Here is a 15,921-nt window from a genome sequence, read left to right as displayed (position 1 = left end):
TAACCGCCTTAGATGACTCCCTCCCGGCCGGGAAGCGGCGTCCGCGTGCGCTCCCACCCCTCCAGGGCCGTCAGACAGGCGTGGTCGAGGTGCCGCAGCCCGCTGAGGTCGAGGCGCACCGACTGGGCGTGCGGCACCGCCTCCAGGGAGTCCAGGAGCTTCGGCAGCTTCAGGAAGCTGGCGTTCCCCACGACCCGGACGCACAGCTCCTCGCCCTCCCAGACCTCCTCGATGTGCACGTGGGAGGTCTCCCAGGCCGCCTTGGCCACGGCGAGCCCCAGCCCGACCAGCACTCCCTCGAACAGGCTGGTCGCCACGATGGCGACGGCCGTCGCCAGCAGGACCACCGCCTCCCCCCGGTGTGACCGCCACAGGGCGGCCACCGCGCGCGCCGGCAGCAGCTTCCAGCCCGCGTGCAGCAGCACCCCGGCGAGCGCCGCGAGCGGCACGGCCTCCAGCGCCCCGGGGAACACCGCGGCGAACAGCAGCAGCCAGGCGCCGTGCAGGATCCGCGAGGCCCGGGTGCGGGCCCCGGCCTCCACGTTGGCGGAGCTGCGCACGATGACGGCGGTCATCGGCAACGCTCCGAGCAGACCGCAGATGGTGTTGCCCACCCCCTGGGCGATCAGCTCCCGGTCGTACTCGGTCCTCGGCCCCTGGTGCATCCGGTCGACGGCCGCCGCGCTGAACAGGGTCTCGGCCGAGGCGATCAGCGCGAGGGCGATCACCGTCCCGACGGCCCCCGCGGACGCCAGCACCCCGAAGTCGTCCCAGCCGGGCGGCGCCACGGCGTCCAGCACCCCGGTCACCCGTACCCGCTCCACGGGCAGCCGCAGCAGCGCGGCCGCGGCGGTGGCGGCGGCCACCCCGACGAGCGCCCCGGGCACCAGCCGCAATCGGGGCGGCACCCGCCGCCACAGGACCAGGACCGCGATGGTCCCGGCGCCGAGCGCCACCGCCGCCCAGTCCGCCCGCGCGCCGAGCTCGTGCATCGCGCCCAGCTTGGCCAGCGTCCGCCCCGGTGCCTCGACGCCGCCCAGGGCGTAGAGCTGTCCCACGATCAGCACCAGCCCGATCCCGGCGAGCATTCCGTGCACGACGGCCACGGAGATCGCCCGGAACCACCGGCCCAGCCGCAGCGCGCCCATGACGAGCTGGAGGAATCCGGCGGCCAGCACCAGCACCCCGAGCGCGGGCAGTCCGTAGGCGCTCACGGCCTCGTAGACCAGCACCGTCAGCCCGGCGGCCGGGCCGCTGACCTGCAGTGAGCTACCCCGGAACCAGCCGGTCACCAAGCCGCCGACCACCCCGGTGACGATCCCCAGCTCGGCCGGCACCCCGGAGGCGACGGCCACCCCCACGCAGAGCGGTAGCGCGACCAGCGCCACGACGACGGACGCCCCGAAGTCCGCACGGAAACTGCCGGCCCCAGGCATGCGGGAACCCCCTGTCACACGGTGGTTGATGTTTCACCCAGCGTGACGGGCGCACCGGCCCGCGCCTAGTGACCATGAGGGGGCCGCGGAGGAGCGTGCGCCGCTCACGCCGGGCACACACCCTGACGAGCGCCGACACGACGAAGGGCACAGCGCGGGCGATCGCCGAGGAAGTCTCGGCGATCTGCCCCCGCTGTGCCCCGCGGGTCCGCTCAGCGGCGCGTCACAGGCGCCGGTCAGCGGTAGTTCACGAACTGGATCGCGAAGTCCAGGTCCTTGCCCTTCAGCAGGGCCTGGATGGCCTGGAGGTCGTCGCGGCTCTTGGAGCTGACGCGCAGCTCTTCACCCTGGACCTGGGCCTTGACGCCCTTGGGGCCCTCGTCCCGGATGATCTTCGCGACCTTCTTGGCGTTCTCCTGGGAGATGCCCTCCTCGATCGTCGCGAAGATCTTGTACTCCTTGCCGGACAGCTGCGGCTCGCCGGCGTCCAGCGCCTTCAGCGAGATGCCGCGCTTGACCAGCTTGGTCTCGAACACGTCGAGGACGGCCTTGACGCGCTCCTCGGAGTTCGCCTCCATCAGGATCTTCTCGCCGGACCAGGCGATCGACGCGCCCGTGCCCTTGAAGTCGTAGCGCTGCGAGAGCTCCTTCGAGGACTGGTTGAGGGCGTTGTCGACCTCCTGCCGCTCGACCTTCGAGACGATGTCGAAACTGGAGTCGGCCATGTGCTGTGGCTCCTTGAAGTCGGCTGTGATGTGCCCCGGAGGGCGCGGCCGGACATCCCCGGACCGCTCCGCAAAGCCTAGCCACCGCACCCGCGCGCGGCGCTGATCAATCCGGTGGCTAACCACCCCCGAGCATCGGGTATTGTTTACGTCGTTGCCAAGGAGCGCCGCCGAGAGGCGGAAAGAAGGCAGCGATCTTGGCGGTGTGCCCGAGTGGCCAAAGGGAGCAGACTGTAAATCTGCCGGCTCAGCCTACCCAGGTTCGAACCCTGGCGCCGCCACGCGAGTGGAACCCCCGTTCATCTGCGGAAGCGCAGTGGGCGGGGGTTTCTTCGTACACCCGCACGCCCGCCCCGGCCTACGCGGCCGCCGGATCGGTCACCGTCAGGTGGTAGGTGGTGTCGGCCCAGAAGCCCCGGGTGTCGGCCGCCTGGATCTCCAGGACGAACTGACCCGCCGGGAGAGGCGCGAGAGCGCACCACAGACCCCAGGCGACCCGGGGTATGCCCCTGCTCAGGAAGGGCTTCGAGGTGAACTCGCTCAACGGCAGGGGAGTGCTGTTCAGCGCCGCGGAGGCCCGGGTCGCGTCCAGGCGCCGCGGCTTGGTCACGAAGGGCACCACCGGGCGCTGGGTGTTCAGGACCGGGAAGAACAGCCGCCGCCCCGCCGGGACGCTGCACCGGCGCACCACCCGGCCGCCGAAGGTGCCCGCCAGGAACCACAGGTCCGACGGCTGGCGCCACCCCGCGTAGGCCCCCGTCACATCGGCCACGGGGCTCTCGTCGACCGGCGCGGACAGGGCCCACTTCCACCACCTGGCGGCGAGCCGGCCACCCTCCGCCGCACCGATCCGCCAGTCGCCCTCGCCCATGCCCCGACCCCGCCGCCTCACGCCACCGCCCCCTGCGGCCGATTCCGGGTGACCCTATCGGGCCACTCGGGCGCACCGATGTGGACGGACCGTCGTTCACGGGGCGTGACATGGACATCGGACACACGGGGGAAGGTCGGCGGCGGCGTGCTGGCCGCCCTGCTCGGCGCGGGCATCCCGGCCCTGCTCGGAGCGACGCTCCACGGACACGCGGGGGAGCCCTACAGGGAAACCCGGCTCTCCTTCGGCACCGAACGCCCCGGTGGCCGCGACCCCGTCGCCCGGGACGAGTTCATGCGGTTCCTGGACCGGGAGGTCACCCCCGCCTTCCCCGAAGGACTGACCCTCCGGGACGGACACGGCCAGCGGAGCGGACCCGGCGGGGCGATCGTCCGCGAAGCCTCCTACGAAGTCGTCCTGCTCTACCCCGAGAAGGAGGCCGAGGAGCGCGACACCCGCGTCGAACGGATCCGCCGGACCTACCGGGAACGCTTCCGGCAGGAATCCGTCGGCCGCTCCGACGACAAGCTCGAGGCCGACTTCTGACGGGCACTCGGAACGTGCCGCACCCCCGCCCTCAGTTGCCCGCCACGTCCTTCACCGCCACCGACACCGGCGTCGAACCCGACACGAGCTCCAGCGTCAGACCGGCCGTCGCCGGAGTGTCGACCAGCTCCGCCAGCACCGCCGCCACGTCCTCGCGCGGCACCGGCCCCCGGCCGGTGCGCGCCTCCAGCCGGACCAGACCCGTACCGGCGTCGTCCGTCAGCGCTCCCGGCCGCAGGACCGTCCACTCCAGCCCCAGCCGCGTGCGGACGTGGTCGTCGGCCTCGCCCTTGGCCCGCAGGTAGAAGTCGAAGACCTCGCCCCCGTCGTGGCGGGCGTCGGCACCCATCGAGGACACCATCAGGAAGCGCCGCACGCGCGCCCGTTCGGCGGCGTCGGCGAACAGCACCGCCGCCGCCCGGTCCACGGTGTCCTTGCGCTCCGCGCCGCTGCCCGGACCGGCCCCGGCGGCGAACACCGCCACGTCCGCGCCCTGCAGGATCCCCGCCACGTGCTCGACCGAAGCCGACTCCAGGTCGCACAGCACCGGCTCGGCGCCGGCCGCCCGCAGATCGGCGCCCTGCTCCGGATCACGGATGATGCCCGCGACCTCGTACCCGCGCGCGGCGAGCAGGGGCTCCAGCCGCAGCGCGATCTGACCGTGTCCACCCGCGATGACGATGCGCATGTCCAGACCGTACGACGTACCGGGCGCCCACGCCCGCGAACGGCCCGCGGACGCTCAGGGCCCGGACTCCGTACGGCCCTGCCGGGGCAGGTCCAGGGCCACCGCCACCGCCGAATCGCAGTACTCCCGTACGGCACTCGTCCGGGCTACCACGCGCCCCCGGTGGATCACGATCCTGCTGTACGCGAGGGACAGCACCCCCGCGATCCGTTCCCCGCGCACGGCGAGCAGCTCCGCCGGGAACCCCGCCTCCACCCGCACCTCCGGCAGGCCCATGGCCTCGCGGGCGGCCGCGCTCACCGCCTCGTAGGCCTCCGCGGGGCGCAGCCCGCCCTGGGAGGCGAGCAGGTACGCCGCTTCGAGCGGATCGCCCCGGCCGACCGGGTTCCCGGCGTCCCGCAGCGCCCCGCTGCCGGCGGCGACCCGGACCCCGGCCGCGCGCAGGAGGCGTACGGGAGCGGTGCGCAGGCCGCGGCGCTCCAGTGCGGCACAGTCCCCCTGGGGCAGGCAGGTCACCCGCACCCCGGCCGCGGCGAGCTGGTCGGCGGCCCGCGCGGCCGCGTCCAGCGGCAGCCGGGACAGCCCGCCGCACGGGCCGATGGTCACTCCGGGTCGCAGCCCCCCGGCCATCGCCGCGAGGCGGGCGAGACGGCCCGGATCGTCACCGTCGGTGTGCAGGTCGACGGGGCAGCCGTGCTCGCTGGCCAGTTCGAGGACGGCTTCGAGGAAGCCCGTGGGGTCCGGGTCCAGGTCGGGGCAGCCCCCGATCACCGAGGCGCCCATCTTGACGGCGTCGCGCAGCATGGCGAGCCCGTCGGCGCCGGCCACCCCGGTCAGCAGCCGGGGGACGGCCACCGTGGTCAGGTCGGTGAGGCCGCGCAGCGAGCGGCGGGCCTGGAGCGCGGCCTCCATGGGACCCAGCCCGTGCACGTCCCCGATGCGCACGTGGGAGCGGACGGCGGTGGCGCCGTGGCCGAGCTGGAGCAGCGCCGCCTCGGTGGCCCGGCGCTGCACGTCGTCGGGGGCGTACGAGACGGGGCCCTCGCCGTCGGCCGTGAGGGCGGTGTCCCCGTGGGCGTGCGGCTCGGCGGGGGCGGGCAGGAGCAGGTACCCGCTCAGGTCGACCCGGGCCATGGCCGGCGCGGGGAGGCTGCCCGCCGTCCCGACGGCCTGGATCCGGCCGCCGCCGAGCCGTACGTCGACGGTGCGGCCGTCGGTGAGCCGCGCCCCGGCGAGGAGGAGGCCGGTCGCCTCGGAGGCGGGGCCGCCGAGGGGGTCGCGGGCCGGGTTGCGGGAAGGGCCTTCGGCAGGGTTCCGCGGGGAGTGGGACGGCTGCTGCGGCTGGCTGTCGGACATCGCGCTCCTGCGGGGGCTCGGGCGGTTCCTGTGCCGTGGCCGCAGCCCGCGGCCCAAGATCACGCAGCGTGCTCAGAGCCTAGGGCGCGGGGGTCCCGGGTTCGCGGAAGAGCTCAATAGTCGTACCGGTGTGGTGCCCATGCGTCCGGCGCCCGGGTGGGGGAGAGGGCGGGGGCGTCCGGACCGGATGCGGCTCCGGGAATGATCCCCGGGGTGTGACCCCGGGCACATTTGGGGGTGAAAGTGGGTCGGGAGGGGGTGCGGGGTCGGTGGGGAAAGCCCTGGTCCCGCCTTCAGAGCCCAGTCCCCCCAAAGGATTTGGGCGATCGGCTGGCAACCGTGTAATGTCTTCCTCGCTCGCCCCAATAGCTCAGTCGGTAGAGCGTCTCCATGGTAAGGAGAAGGTCTGCGGTTCGATTCCGCATTGGGGCTCTGGTGAGAGAGGTTCCCCACCCTCGGGTGGGGAGCGGATCTCATCAAAGCGGCGTAGCTCAGTCGGTAGAGCAAGCGGCTCATAATCGCTGTGTCACCGGTTCAAGTCCGGTCGCCGCTACAACCAGTAGCCGATTGCGGGGTCGGTCTCCCGATCGGCTACTCTTTTATGCGTTCATCCGTCCCATAGTCCGTCAAGGAGCACTCACGTGGCTGCCACCGACGTCCGCCCGAAGATCACGCTGGCCTGCGTGGAGTGCAAGGAGCGGAACTACATCACCAAGAAGAACCGGCGTAACAACCCGGACCGCATGGAGATGAAGAAGCACTGCCCGCGCTGCAACTCGCACACCGCGCACCGCGAGACCCGCTGATCCTGGCGAAGTCTTCAATATAGGCACCGTCATGAGGTCGTCCCCTTCAATGGGGGGCGGCCTTGTGTCGTTTCTGCTCCGGTTTCTTGATCGGCGATCGATGATCGTCGATCGGTCGACCGCAGCCTTTCGTGTCCCTTCAACAGGAGGTAGTGAGCCATGGCCCTCGACCAGACCTTCGTGGGGCGGACGTACCCGCCCACCGAGCCGTACGAGGTCGGCCGGGAGAAGATCCGCGAATTCGCGGTAGCGGTGGGTGACGAGAATCCCGTCTACACCGACCCCGAAGCCGCCAAGGCGTTCGGTCACCAGGACGTGATCGCCCCGCCGACCTTTGTGTTCGCCATCACTTTCGCGGCCGCGGGCCAGGTCGTCGAGGACCCGCAGCTGGGGCTGGACTACAGCCGCGTCGTGCACGGCGACCAGAAGTTCGCGTACGTCCGCCCCGTGCGGGCCGGTGACCGTCTCACCGTGACCTCCACCATCGAGGCCGTGAAGTCGCTCGCGGGCAACGACATCATCGACATCCGCGGCGAAGTCCACGACGAGTCCGGCGAGCACGTGGTGACCGCCTGGACCAAGCTCGTGTCCCGCGCCCCCGAGGAGGCCTGAGATGACCGCGCAGATCCAGTACGCAGACGTCGAGGTCGGCACCGAACTGCCGGCGGCGTCCTTCCCCGTGACCCGCGCCACACTGGTCCGCTACGCCGGGGCGTCGGGTGACTTCAACCCGATCCACTGGAACGAGAAGTTCGCCAAGGAGGTCGGACTGCCGGACGTGATCGCACACGGCATGTTCACCATGGCCGAGGCGATCCGTGTGGTGACCGACTGGACGGGCGACCCGGGTGCGGTCGTCGAGTACGGGGTGCGCTTCACCAAGCCCGTGGTCGTCCCGAACGACGATCAGGGCGCCCTGATCGAGGTCACGGCGAAGGTCGCCGCCAAGCTGGACGACAAGCGCGTACGGGTCGACCTGACGGCGATGAGCGCGGGCCAGAAGGTCCTGGGCATGTCCCGCGCGGTAGTCCAGCTGGGCTGAGGGGCCAGGCGGCCCTGGGCGGGGTCGGGGTGGGAGTGCACCCCGTGCGGGCCCTGGGCCCTGGGGGCTGGTCGGGGGTGGGGTGGGCGGGACTTGACCTGGGCCGTGTCCCACCGCTCCCCACCGCTCCCCACCGCTCCCCGCCCCGCTCGTTCACCCGCCCTTGACTTAGTTAGTGAGTGAGCACTAACTTTGAGGCGTGGCAAGGATGAGTGCAGAAGAGCGGCGCGAGAGCGTCATTCGGGCGGCGGCCAAGGAGTTCGCTCGCGGGGGGTACTACGGGACCTCCACCGAGGCGATCGCCAAGCGGGTCGGTGTTTCGCAGCCCTACCTTTTCCGGCTCTTCCCGAACAAGCAGGCGATGTTCCTCGCGGCGTCCGCGCGGTGCCTGGAGACCACCCGGGCCGTTTTCGCCCGGGCGGCCGAGGGGCTGGAGGGTGAAGAGGCCCGGAGTGCGATGGCGGACGCGTACATGCGGCTGATCGCCGAAGACCCGCACGTGCTCCAGATGCAGCTCCAGATGTACGTCACCGTCTCCGCCGCGGAGGCCGCCGGCGACCACGAGCTCGGTGAGCTCGTGCGGGAGGGCTGGATGAAGCTGTGGGACACCGTGACGGCGCCGATCGGTGGCGACGTCAAGGAGACCACCACCTTCATGGCCTACGGGATGCTCATCAACACCCTCGCCGCCATGGGCTTCCCGCCCGGGCACCGCATCTGGGAAGGGCTCCACCCCTCGGGTGGGGCCGACGTGGCCGACGTGGCCGACGCTGCCGACGTGGCCGAGGAGAAGCCCGCCCGCGGGGGCGTCGAGTAGTCGCCCCGCTCCACCCCGCCCCGCCGGCCCCGTACCCGGGCCGCTTTCTGGCCTTCAAAGTTAGTCAGCAATAACTAACAACCTTCAGGGGGAATCGTGAACCAGCAGGACCGGCTCAGCAGGCCCGCGGTGTGGGCCCTCGTCCTCACGGGGGCCGCCAGCTTCATGGCCGCGCTCGACAACCTCGTCGTCACCACCGCCCTCCCCGCCATCCGCGCCGACCTCGGCGGAAAGCTGGAGGACCTGGAGTGGACGGTGAACGCCTACACGCTCACCTTCGCCGTCCTGCTCATGTTCGGCTCCGCCCTCGGGGACCGCTTCGGGCGCCGCCGGCTCTTCATCGCCGGACTCGCCGTGTTCACGACCGCCTCCGCCGCGGCCGCCCTCTCGCCCGGGATAGGCCAGCTGATCGCCGCCCGCGCCGTCCAGGGCGTCGGGGCCGCCGTCATGATGCCGCTGTCCCTCACCCTGCTCACCGCCGCCGTCCCGGCCGCCCGGCGCGGCATGGCGCTCGGCATCTACGGAGCCGTCAGCGGTCTGGCCGTCGCCAGTGGTCCGCTGATCGGGGGCAGCCTCACCGAGCACATCTCCTGGCAGTGGATCTTCTGGCTCAACGTGCCGATCGGCCTCGCCCTGATCCCGCTCGCCCGCCTGCGCCTCGCCGAGTCCACCGCCCCCAACTCCCGCCTCGACATCCCCGGCACCCTCCTCATCAGCGGCGGGCTCTTCGGGGTCGTCTACGGACTGGTCAACGCCAACGCCCACGGCTGGACCAGCGCCCCCGTCCTCACCGGCCTGATCGCGGGCAGCGTCCTCATCGCGGGCTTCGTCCACCACGGCTTCAACAGCGCGAACCCCATGCTCCCCATGCGGCTCTTCCGCAGTCGGGGCTTCTTCGGGATCAACCTCGCCAGCCTGCTGATGTACCTCGGCATGTTCGGGTCGATCTTCCTGCTCAGCCAGTTCCTCCAGGGCGTCGCCGGCTACTCGCCCACCGAGGCCGGTCTGCGCATGCTGCCCTGGACCGGTATGGGGATGATCGTCGCCCCGATCGCGGGCATCGTGTCCGACCGGATCGGCGGCCGCCCCGTCGTCGTCGCCGGGCTGGCCCTCCAGGCGCTCGGCCTCGGCTGGTTCGCGGCGGTTCTCGCTCCGGACGTTTCCTACGCCGCCCAGCTCCCCGCCCTGATCCTCAGCGGGATCGGCATGTCCCTGTACTTCGCCCCGGCCAACAACGTGCTGATGTCCACCGTCGCCCCCGCCGACCAGGGCAAGGCCTCCGGCACCAACAACGCCCTCCGCGAGGTCGGCGGAGCCCTCGGCGTGGCCGTCCTGGCCTCGGTCTTCTCCACCCGGGGCGGCTACGAGACCCCGCAGGCCTTCACCGACGGGACCGTCCCCGCCCTGTGGATCGGCGCCGCATCGGTCGCCCTGGCCGCAGCCCTGGCCCTGCTCCTGCCCCGCCGCTCCACCCCCCGGGCCATGCAGTCCGCCCACTCCACCCAGGCCACCCCCGCCCCCACCGCGGCCGTATCCGCGGACAAGGTCCCCACCACCCGCTGAAGCCCCGGACGAGAACGCAAGGAAAGGAACAGCAGCCATGCCCGACGTGCCCTGGTCCACGCCCCACGAGCCCGCCCCCGACGCCGAGGTCTACGTCATGGCCTCCCGCTTCGAGACCGAGACCCTCATCGGGGCGCTCAGGTTCTTCCTCAAGGCCCCCGGCATCATCCGCCAGATCCGCAAGGCCCCCGGCGCCCACGGCGTCGCCCTCCGCGCCCGGGTGACCCGTCGCACCTTCCTGACCCTCTCCGCCTGGGAGGACCGGGACGCCCTCCACCGCTTCGCCCGCAGCGAGCCCCACCGCTCCAGCTCGCGCGCGGCCGCGGCCTTCATGAAGGAGTCCGCCTTCACCTACTGGACCGCGCCCGCCTCGGAGCTGCCCATCGGCTGGGCCGAGGCCGAGCGCCGTCTGGCGGAGAGCGAGCAGGGCTACTGAGTGCCCCGCCGGGATGCGAGGGGGACGGACCGTACTCTTGTCCACGTGCAGGAACTCCACGACGCCCCCCTCGCCCCGCTGACCACCTTCCGCCTCGGCGGCCCGGCGGCCAGGCTGGTCACCGCGACCACCGACGCCGAGGTGGTCGACGCCGTACGCGCCGCCGACGCGAGCGGCACCCCCCTCCTGATCATCGGAGGCGGCAGCAACCTGGTCATCGGCGACCGGGGCTTCGCCGGAACCGCCCTGCGCATCGCGACCACGGGCTTCACCCTCGACGGCACCACCCTGGAACTCGCCGCCGGCGAGAACTGGAGCGACGCCGTCGCCCGCACCGTCGAAGCGGGCCTCGCGGGCATCGAATGCCTCGCCGGCATCCCCGGCTCGGCCGGAGCCACCCCGATCCAGAACGTCGGGGCGTACGGCCAGGAAGTCTGCGACACCATCGCCGAGGTCGTCGCCTACGACCGCACCACCGACGCGACCGTCACCCTCTCCGCCGCCGAGTGCGCGTTCCGCTACCGCAACAGCACCTTCAAGGACCAGCCCGACCGCTACGTCGTCCTGCGCGTCCGCTTCGCCCTGGAGGACGCCGGCGGTCTCTCCGCCCCGGTCAAGTACCCCGAGACGGCCCGTGCCCTCGGCGTCGAGGCCGGCGACCGGGTCCCGGCCGCCCTCGCCCGCGAGACCGTCCTGCGCCTGCGCGCCGGCAAGGGCATGGTCCTCGACCCCGCCGACCACGACACCTGGTCCGCGGGCTCCTTCTTCCACAACCCGATCCTGACCGACGAGGCCTACGCCGCCTTCCTCGCCCGCGTCCAGGACCACCTCGGCCCCGACACCGCCCCGCCCGCCTACCCGGCCGGCGAGGGCCGTACGAAGACCAGCGCGGCCTGGCTGATCGACAAGGCCGGATTCACCAAGGGCTACGGCACCGGCCCCGCCCGCATCTCCACCAAGCACACCCTCGCCCTCACCAACCGCGGCGAGGCCACCACCGAAGACCTCCTCACCCTGGCCCGCGAGGTCGTCGCCGGAGTCCACGCGGCGTTCGGCGTCACCCTCGTCAACGAGCCGGTGACGGTCGGCGTCCACCTCTGACATGCACTGCCCCCTGCACGGGGCCGGTACGGACCCCACCCGCCTGGTGGGCCGCGAGATCAGCCGGGTCGTCGCCTCCTGGCACATCTGCGAGGGCGAGCGCTCCGAGGCACCGCTCGACGTCTGGCTGATCGACAGCGACGGCGAGTCCACGCGGATCACCACCGGCTCGGACCAGTGCCTCATCGTCGAGTCCGCCACGCCCCACGAGCCCTACGACACGGGGGAGTGGGGCCGGATCGTGGTCGGCGAGGACCTCGGCGACCACCCCTTCCTGCGCCACCTCGGGCAGACCGTCGCCTCGGTCGCCGAGTTCGCCGTCCCCGAGCAGGGCCGCACCCACCTGGAGATCGTCTTCGAGGACGGCCACCGGGTACGGGCCGACTGCTACGAGGGGGACCTGCGGCTCACCCGTTGAGCCAGTGGTCGATCCCGTCCAGCAGCTTGGCCTTGACCTCGTCGGGCGCGGCCGAACCGCGCACCGACTGCCGCGCCAGCTCGGCGAGCTCCGCGTCCGTGAAGGCGTGGTGGCGGCGGGCGATCTCGTACTGGGCCGCCAGCCGGGACCCGAACAGCAGCGGGTCGTCCGCACCCAGCGCCATGGGCACCCCGGCCTCGAAGAGGGTGCGCAGCGGCACGTCCTCGGGCCGCTCGTAGACGCCGAGCGCCACGTTGGAGGCCGGGCAGACCTCGCAGGTGATCTGCCGGTCGGCGAGCCGCTTCAGCAGCCGGGGGTCCTCGGCGGCCCGTACGCCGTGCCCGATGCGGGCGGCGTGCAGGTCGTCGAGGCAGTCGCGGACGGAGGAGGGCCCGGTGAGCTCGCCGCCGTGCGGGGCCGCGAGCAGGCCGCCCTCACGGGCGATGGCGAAGGCGCGGTCGAAGTCCCGGGCCATGCCGCGGCGTTCGTCGTTGGAGAGCCCGAAGCCGACGATGCCGCGGTCGGCGTAGCGGACGGCTAGGCGGGCGAGGGTGCGGGCGTCGAGGGGGTGCTTCATGCGGTTGGCGGCGATGAGGACCCGCATGCCCAGGCCCGTCTCGCGGGAGGCCGCGTCGACGGCGTCGAGGATGATCTCCACGGCCGGGATCATGCCGCCGAGCAGCGGGGCGTAGGAGGTGGGATCCACCTGGATCTCCAGCCAGCCGCTGCCGTCCCGGACGTCCTCCTCGGCGGCTTCGCGGACCAGGCGGCGGATGTCGTCGGGCTCGCGCAGGCAGGAGCGGGCGGCGTCGTAGAGCCGCTGGAAGCGGAACCAGCCGCGCTCGTCCGTGGCGCGGAGCTTGGGCGGTTTCCCGGCGGTCAGGGCGTCCGGCAGCCGGACGCCGTACTTGTCGGCCAGCTCCAGCAGGGTCGACGGGCGCATCGAGCCGGTGAAGTGCAGGTGCAGGTGGGCCTTCGGCAGAAGCGTGAGATCGCGTACGTGCTCCATCTGGTGATCCTGCCGCATCGCTCACCCGATTGGCAGCGGATTACCTGAACGGGACGTTGCCCGAACGTGAATCTGATGCCGACCGGCCCTCCCACCGCTCCCGGCGGCCGGAAACGCCGGAGCGGCGCCACCCGACGGGGTGGCGCCGCTCCGTATCCGCTCCGCTCGACCGCCGGAGGCCGAGACCTAGGCCTTGGCCTCCGCCAGGAGCTTCTGGACGCGGGAGACGCCCTCGACCAGGTCCTCGTCGCCCAGGGCGTAGGACAGGCGCAGGTAGCCCGGGGTGCCGAAGGCTTCGCCCGGGACGACCGCGACCTCGACCTCGTCCAGGATCAGCGCGGCGAGCTCGACGGAGCTCTGCGGGCGCTTGCCGCGGATCTCCTTGCCGAGGAGCTCCTTCACCGACGGGTACGCGTAGAACGCGCCCTCGGGGGTCGGGCAGAAGACGCCGTCGATCTCGTTCAGCATCCTGACCATGGTCTGGCGGCGGCGGTCGAAGGCCTTGCGCATCTCCGCGACCGCGTCCAGGTTGCCCGAGACGGCGGCCAGCGCGGCGACCTGGGCCACGTTGGAGACGTTGGAGGTGGCGTGCGACTGCAGGTTGGTCGCCGCCTTGATGACGTCCTGCGGGGCGATGACCCAGCCCACGCGCCAGCCCGTCATCGCGTACGTCTTGGCGACGCCGTTGACGACGATGCACTTGTCGCGCAGCGCCGGGACCAGGACCGGCAGCGAGGTGAACTTCGCGTCGCCGTAGACCAGGTGCTCGTAGATCTCGTCCGTGAGCACCCACAGGCCGTGCTCGGCGGCCCACTCGCCGATCGCCTTCGCGTCGGCCTCGGAGTACACCGCGCCCGTCGGGTTGGACGGGGAGACGAACAGGACGACCTTGGTGCGCTCGGTGCGCGCGGCCTCCAGCTGCTCGACGGAGACCCGGTAGCCGGTGGTCTCGTCGGCGACGACCTCGACCGGGACGCCGCCCGCGAGGCGGATCGACTCCGGGTAGGTGGTCCAGTACGGGGCCGGGACGATGACCTCGTCGCCCGGGTCGAGGACGGCCGCGAAGGCCTCGTAGATGGCCTGCTTGCCGCCGTTGGTCACCAGGACCTGGGAGGCGTCCACCTCGTAGCCCGAGTCGCGCAGCGTCTTGGCGGCGATCGCGGCCTTCAGCTCGGGCAGACCGCCGGCCGGCGTGTAGCGGTGGTACTTCGGGTTGCGGCAGGCCTCGACCGCGGCCTCGACGATGTAGTCCGGGGTCGGGAAGTCGGGCTCGCCCGCACCGAAGCCGATCACCGGGCGCCCGGCGGCCTTGAGGGCCTTGGCCTTGGCGTCGACGGCGAGGGTGGCGGACTCGGAAATGGCGCCGATACGGGCGGACACCCGGCGCTCGGAGGAAGGCGTTGCAGAGGTCATGCGGCCAATCGTCCCAGACGCCTCCGAGCCGCCGCACACCGTTTCAAACACCGGACGGAGCAGGTCCGGATGTCTTCTGTTCGACGTCAGGGCCCAGAACACGTACACTCACCTGTCGTTGGTCCTCAACAGCCGCCCCAGAGCGTGAGCACTCCGTGCACTCGCTCGGATGCGGTAGGTTGAGGGGCGCAAAGGGTCGTAGCTCAATTGGTAGAGCACTGGTCTCCAAAACCAGCGGTTGGGGGTTCGAGTCCCTCCGGCCCTGCTTCACACTCCTCTCGGACGTGTGCGCAGGTACGTACTTCGATGCAACGCCGTGCGGCGCAACCGGGCGCGGCTACGGCCACGACCCGGATTCAGGTGAGAGACGTGACGGACGCCCTGGGCTCCATCGACATGCCTGACGCCGAGGACGACACCCGCGAGAAGAAGGCCCGAAAGGGCGGCAAGCGCGGCAAGAAGGGCCCTCTCGGCCGTCTCGCGCTTTTCTACCGCCAGATCGTCGCGGAACTCCGCAAGGTCGTATGGCCCACCCGTAACCAGCTCTCGACGTACACCACCGTGGTGATTGTCTTCGTCGTCATCATGATCGGTCTGGTGACCGTGATTGACTATGGGTTCCAGGAAGCCATCAAGTTCGTCTTCGGCTGATCCCCGCGGAGGGCGGCGCCTTGATGGGTGCCGCCCGTTTTCGCATGTTCCACCACCTTTTGTATCCAGGAAGAAGCAGCCACCGTGTCTGACCCGAACCTGAACGTGAGCCACGACTCCGTCGAGTCCGTCGAGGACGAGCTCGACATCGTCGAGGCGGCAGACGCTGTGGACCCCGACGAGGCCGAGCTCGCCGACGCCGAGGCCGGCATCGCCGCCGAGGAAGCCGCCCTGCACGTCGAGGACGAGGTCGACGCCGAGGCCGATGACGACGCCGACGCCGAAGAGGCCGACGTCGAGGACGAGGACGCCGACGAGGACGAGGACGAGGGCGACGCCCCGGCCGAGGCCGACGAGGAGGCCGAAGAGGCCGCCGAGGTCGAGCCCGCCGAGCCGGTCGACCCCATCCAGGCCCTCCGTGACGAGCTGCGCCTGCTCCCCGGCGAGTGGTACGTGATCCACACCTACGCGGGCTACGAGAAGCGCGTGAAGGCGAACCTCGAACAGCGCGCCGTCTCGCTGAACGTCGAGGAGTTCATCTACCAGGCCGAGGTGCCCGAGGAAGAGATCGTCCAGATCAAGAACGGCGAGCGCAAGAACGTCCGGCAGAACAAGCTGCCCGGTTACGTTCTCGTCCGCATGGATCTGACGAACGAGTCCTGGGGCGTCGTCCGCAACACCCCGGGCGTCACCGGCTTCGTGGGCAACGCCTACGACCCGTACCCGCTGACCCTCGACGAGATCGTCAAGATGCTCGCCCCCGAGGCGCAGGAGAAGGCCGCCAAGCAGGCCGCCGAGGAGGCCGGTCTGCCGGCCCCCGCCGTCAAGCGCACCATCGAGGTCCTGGACTTCGAGGTCGGCGACTCGGTCACCGTCACCGACGGCCCGTTCGCCACGCTGCAGGCGACGATCAACGAGATCAACCCGGACTCGAAGAAGGTCAAGGGCCTCGTGGAGATCTTCGGCCGCGAGACCCCGGTCGAGCTGAGCTTCGACCAGATCCAGAAGAACTGATCCAGATCTTCTGAGCGACGCTTCCGAAA

Annotated in this window: 18 protein-coding genes and 4 tRNA genes; 15 read left to right on the top strand and 7 right to left on the bottom strand. The window is 71.5% G+C overall.

The window, feature by feature from the left end; all coding sequences use genetic code 11:
- Nucleotides 1–8 precede the first annotated feature (8 nt).
- Nucleotides 9–1,436, bottom strand: a complete 1,428-nt coding sequence (locus ACEPPI_RS07635; protein ID WP_373914447.1) for a SulP family inorganic anion transporter — start codon at nucleotides 1,434–1,436, stop codon at nucleotides 9–11.
- 236 nt (nucleotides 1,437–1,672) lie between these two features.
- Nucleotides 1,673–2,161 carry a YajQ family cyclic di-GMP-binding protein gene (locus ACEPPI_RS07630; protein WP_373914446.1) on the bottom strand — a complete coding sequence of 163 codons (489 nt, stop codon included), beginning with the start codon at nucleotides 2,159–2,161 and terminating at the stop codon, nucleotides 1,673–1,675.
- A 199-nt stretch (nucleotides 2,162–2,360) separates the two neighbouring features.
- Between ACEPPI_RS07630 and ACEPPI_RS07625 the strand changes: the two genes are divergently transcribed.
- Nucleotides 2,361–2,442, top strand: a tRNA-Tyr gene (locus ACEPPI_RS07625).
- A gap of 77 nt (nucleotides 2,443–2,519) precedes the next feature.
- On the opposite strand, the gene ACEPPI_RS07620 is transcribed toward ACEPPI_RS07625, so the two are convergent.
- A complete protein-coding gene (locus ACEPPI_RS07620) occupies nucleotides 2,520–3,053 on the bottom strand; it encodes a hypothetical protein (protein WP_373914445.1) in 534 nt (177 codons plus the stop codon).
- A gap of 84 nt (nucleotides 3,054–3,137) precedes the next feature.
- On the opposite strand from ACEPPI_RS07620, the gene ACEPPI_RS07615 reads away from it, so the two are divergent.
- Nucleotides 3,138–3,578 (top strand): DUF3574 domain-containing protein, encoded by a 441-nt coding sequence (locus ACEPPI_RS07615; RefSeq protein WP_373914444.1) that lies wholly within the window; start codon nucleotides 3,138–3,140, stop codon nucleotides 3,576–3,578.
- A 31-nt stretch (nucleotides 3,579–3,609) separates the two neighbouring features.
- Here ACEPPI_RS07615 and ACEPPI_RS07610 read toward each other — a convergent pair whose 3' ends face one another.
- Nucleotides 3,610–4,266, bottom strand: coding sequence for an SDR family oxidoreductase (locus ACEPPI_RS07610; protein ID WP_356223302.1), 657 nt, complete (start codon nucleotides 4,264–4,266; stop codon nucleotides 3,610–3,612).
- Nucleotides 4,267–4,320: 54 nt separating this feature from the next.
- Nucleotides 4,321–5,622 (bottom strand): amidohydrolase family protein, encoded by a 1,302-nt coding sequence (locus ACEPPI_RS07605; protein WP_373914442.1) that lies wholly within the window; start codon nucleotides 5,620–5,622, stop codon nucleotides 4,321–4,323.
- 359 nt (nucleotides 5,623–5,981) lie between these two features.
- On the opposite strand from ACEPPI_RS07605, the gene ACEPPI_RS07600 reads away from it, so the two are divergent.
- The 10 genes from ACEPPI_RS07600 (at nucleotide 5,982) to ACEPPI_RS07555 (ending at nucleotide 11,805) form a co-directional block, all read left to right on the top strand.
- Nucleotides 5,982–6,054 (top strand) — tRNA-Thr (locus ACEPPI_RS07600).
- Nucleotides 6,055–6,102: 48 nt separating this feature from the next.
- Nucleotides 6,103–6,175 (top strand) — tRNA-Met (locus ACEPPI_RS07595).
- Nucleotides 6,176–6,263: 88 nt separating this feature from the next.
- Nucleotides 6,264–6,428, top strand: a complete 165-nt coding sequence (gene rpmG, locus ACEPPI_RS07590; protein WP_007265873.1) for a 50S ribosomal protein L33 — start codon at nucleotides 6,264–6,266, stop codon at nucleotides 6,426–6,428.
- A gap of 159 nt (nucleotides 6,429–6,587) precedes the next feature.
- Nucleotides 6,588–7,040, top strand: a complete 453-nt coding sequence (locus ACEPPI_RS07585) for a MaoC family dehydratase N-terminal domain-containing protein (RefSeq protein WP_030241242.1) — start codon at nucleotides 6,588–6,590, stop codon at nucleotides 7,038–7,040.
- Between the two features lies 1 nt (nucleotide 7,041).
- Nucleotides 7,042–7,470 (top strand): MaoC family dehydratase, encoded by a 429-nt coding sequence (locus ACEPPI_RS07580; RefSeq protein WP_030241244.1) that lies wholly within the window; start codon nucleotides 7,042–7,044, stop codon nucleotides 7,468–7,470.
- 199 nt (nucleotides 7,471–7,669) lie between these two features.
- Nucleotides 7,670–8,287, top strand: a complete 618-nt coding sequence (locus ACEPPI_RS07575) for a TetR/AcrR family transcriptional regulator (RefSeq protein WP_373914441.1) — start codon at nucleotides 7,670–7,672, stop codon at nucleotides 8,285–8,287.
- A 96-nt stretch (nucleotides 8,288–8,383) separates the two neighbouring features.
- Complete coding sequence (locus ACEPPI_RS07570) at nucleotides 8,384–9,850, top strand: DHA2 family efflux MFS transporter permease subunit (protein WP_373914440.1); 1,467 nt, start codon at nucleotides 8,384–8,386, stop codon at nucleotides 9,848–9,850.
- Nucleotides 9,851–9,887: 37 nt separating this feature from the next.
- Nucleotides 9,888–10,286 (top strand): DUF3291 domain-containing protein, encoded by a 399-nt coding sequence (locus ACEPPI_RS07565; RefSeq protein ID WP_373914439.1) that lies wholly within the window; start codon nucleotides 9,888–9,890, stop codon nucleotides 10,284–10,286.
- Nucleotides 10,287–11,387, top strand: coding sequence for a UDP-N-acetylmuramate dehydrogenase (locus ACEPPI_RS07560; protein ID WP_373914438.1), 1,101 nt, complete (start codon nucleotides 10,287–10,289; stop codon nucleotides 11,385–11,387). It abuts the gene before it with no gap.
- A 1-nt stretch (nucleotide 11,388) separates the two neighbouring features.
- Nucleotides 11,389–11,805: a hypothetical protein gene (locus ACEPPI_RS07555; RefSeq protein ID WP_373914437.1), complete on the top strand. Its 417-nt coding sequence runs from the start codon at nucleotides 11,389–11,391 to the stop codon at nucleotides 11,803–11,805.
- Here the strand turns inward: ACEPPI_RS07555 and ACEPPI_RS07550 are convergent.
- Nucleotides 11,795–12,814 (bottom strand): adenosine deaminase, encoded by a 1,020-nt coding sequence (locus ACEPPI_RS07550; protein ID WP_373914436.1) that lies wholly within the window; start codon nucleotides 12,812–12,814, stop codon nucleotides 11,795–11,797. The genes ACEPPI_RS07555 and ACEPPI_RS07550 overlap by 11 nt on opposite strands.
- A gap of 186 nt (nucleotides 12,815–13,000) precedes the next feature.
- Nucleotides 13,001–14,227 (bottom strand): pyridoxal phosphate-dependent aminotransferase, encoded by a 1,227-nt coding sequence (locus ACEPPI_RS07545; RefSeq protein WP_373914435.1) that lies wholly within the window; start codon nucleotides 14,225–14,227, stop codon nucleotides 13,001–13,003.
- 192 nt (nucleotides 14,228–14,419) lie between these two features.
- On the opposite strand from ACEPPI_RS07545, the gene ACEPPI_RS07540 reads away from it, so the two are divergent.
- The 3 genes from ACEPPI_RS07540 to nusG all read left to right on the top strand — a co-directional run bounded on the left by ACEPPI_RS07540 (nucleotide 14,420) and on the right by nusG (nucleotide 15,892).
- Nucleotides 14,420–14,492: transfer RNA gene (locus ACEPPI_RS07540), tRNA-Trp, on the top strand.
- A 104-nt stretch (nucleotides 14,493–14,596) separates the two neighbouring features.
- Nucleotides 14,597–14,878 carry a preprotein translocase subunit SecE gene (secE, locus tag ACEPPI_RS07535; RefSeq protein WP_030230573.1) on the top strand — a complete coding sequence of 94 codons (282 nt, stop codon included), beginning with the start codon at nucleotides 14,597–14,599 and terminating at the stop codon, nucleotides 14,876–14,878.
- Nucleotides 14,879–14,962: 84 nt separating this feature from the next.
- The gene (gene nusG / locus ACEPPI_RS07530) at nucleotides 14,963–15,892 is read left to right on the top strand and encodes a transcription termination/antitermination protein NusG (RefSeq protein WP_373914434.1); all 930 of its coding nucleotides are present in this window, start codon (nucleotides 14,963–14,965) and stop codon (nucleotides 15,890–15,892) included.
- Nucleotides 15,893–15,921 lie beyond the last annotated feature (29 nt).

This window comes from Streptomyces sp. AB3(2024), assembly GCF_041862025.1.
Taxonomy (GTDB): domain Bacteria; phylum Actinomycetota; class Actinomycetes; order Streptomycetales; family Streptomycetaceae; genus Streptomyces.
Note: the sequence above shows the minus strand (reverse complement) of the source record. Positions and strands in the feature narration are given on the sequence as shown.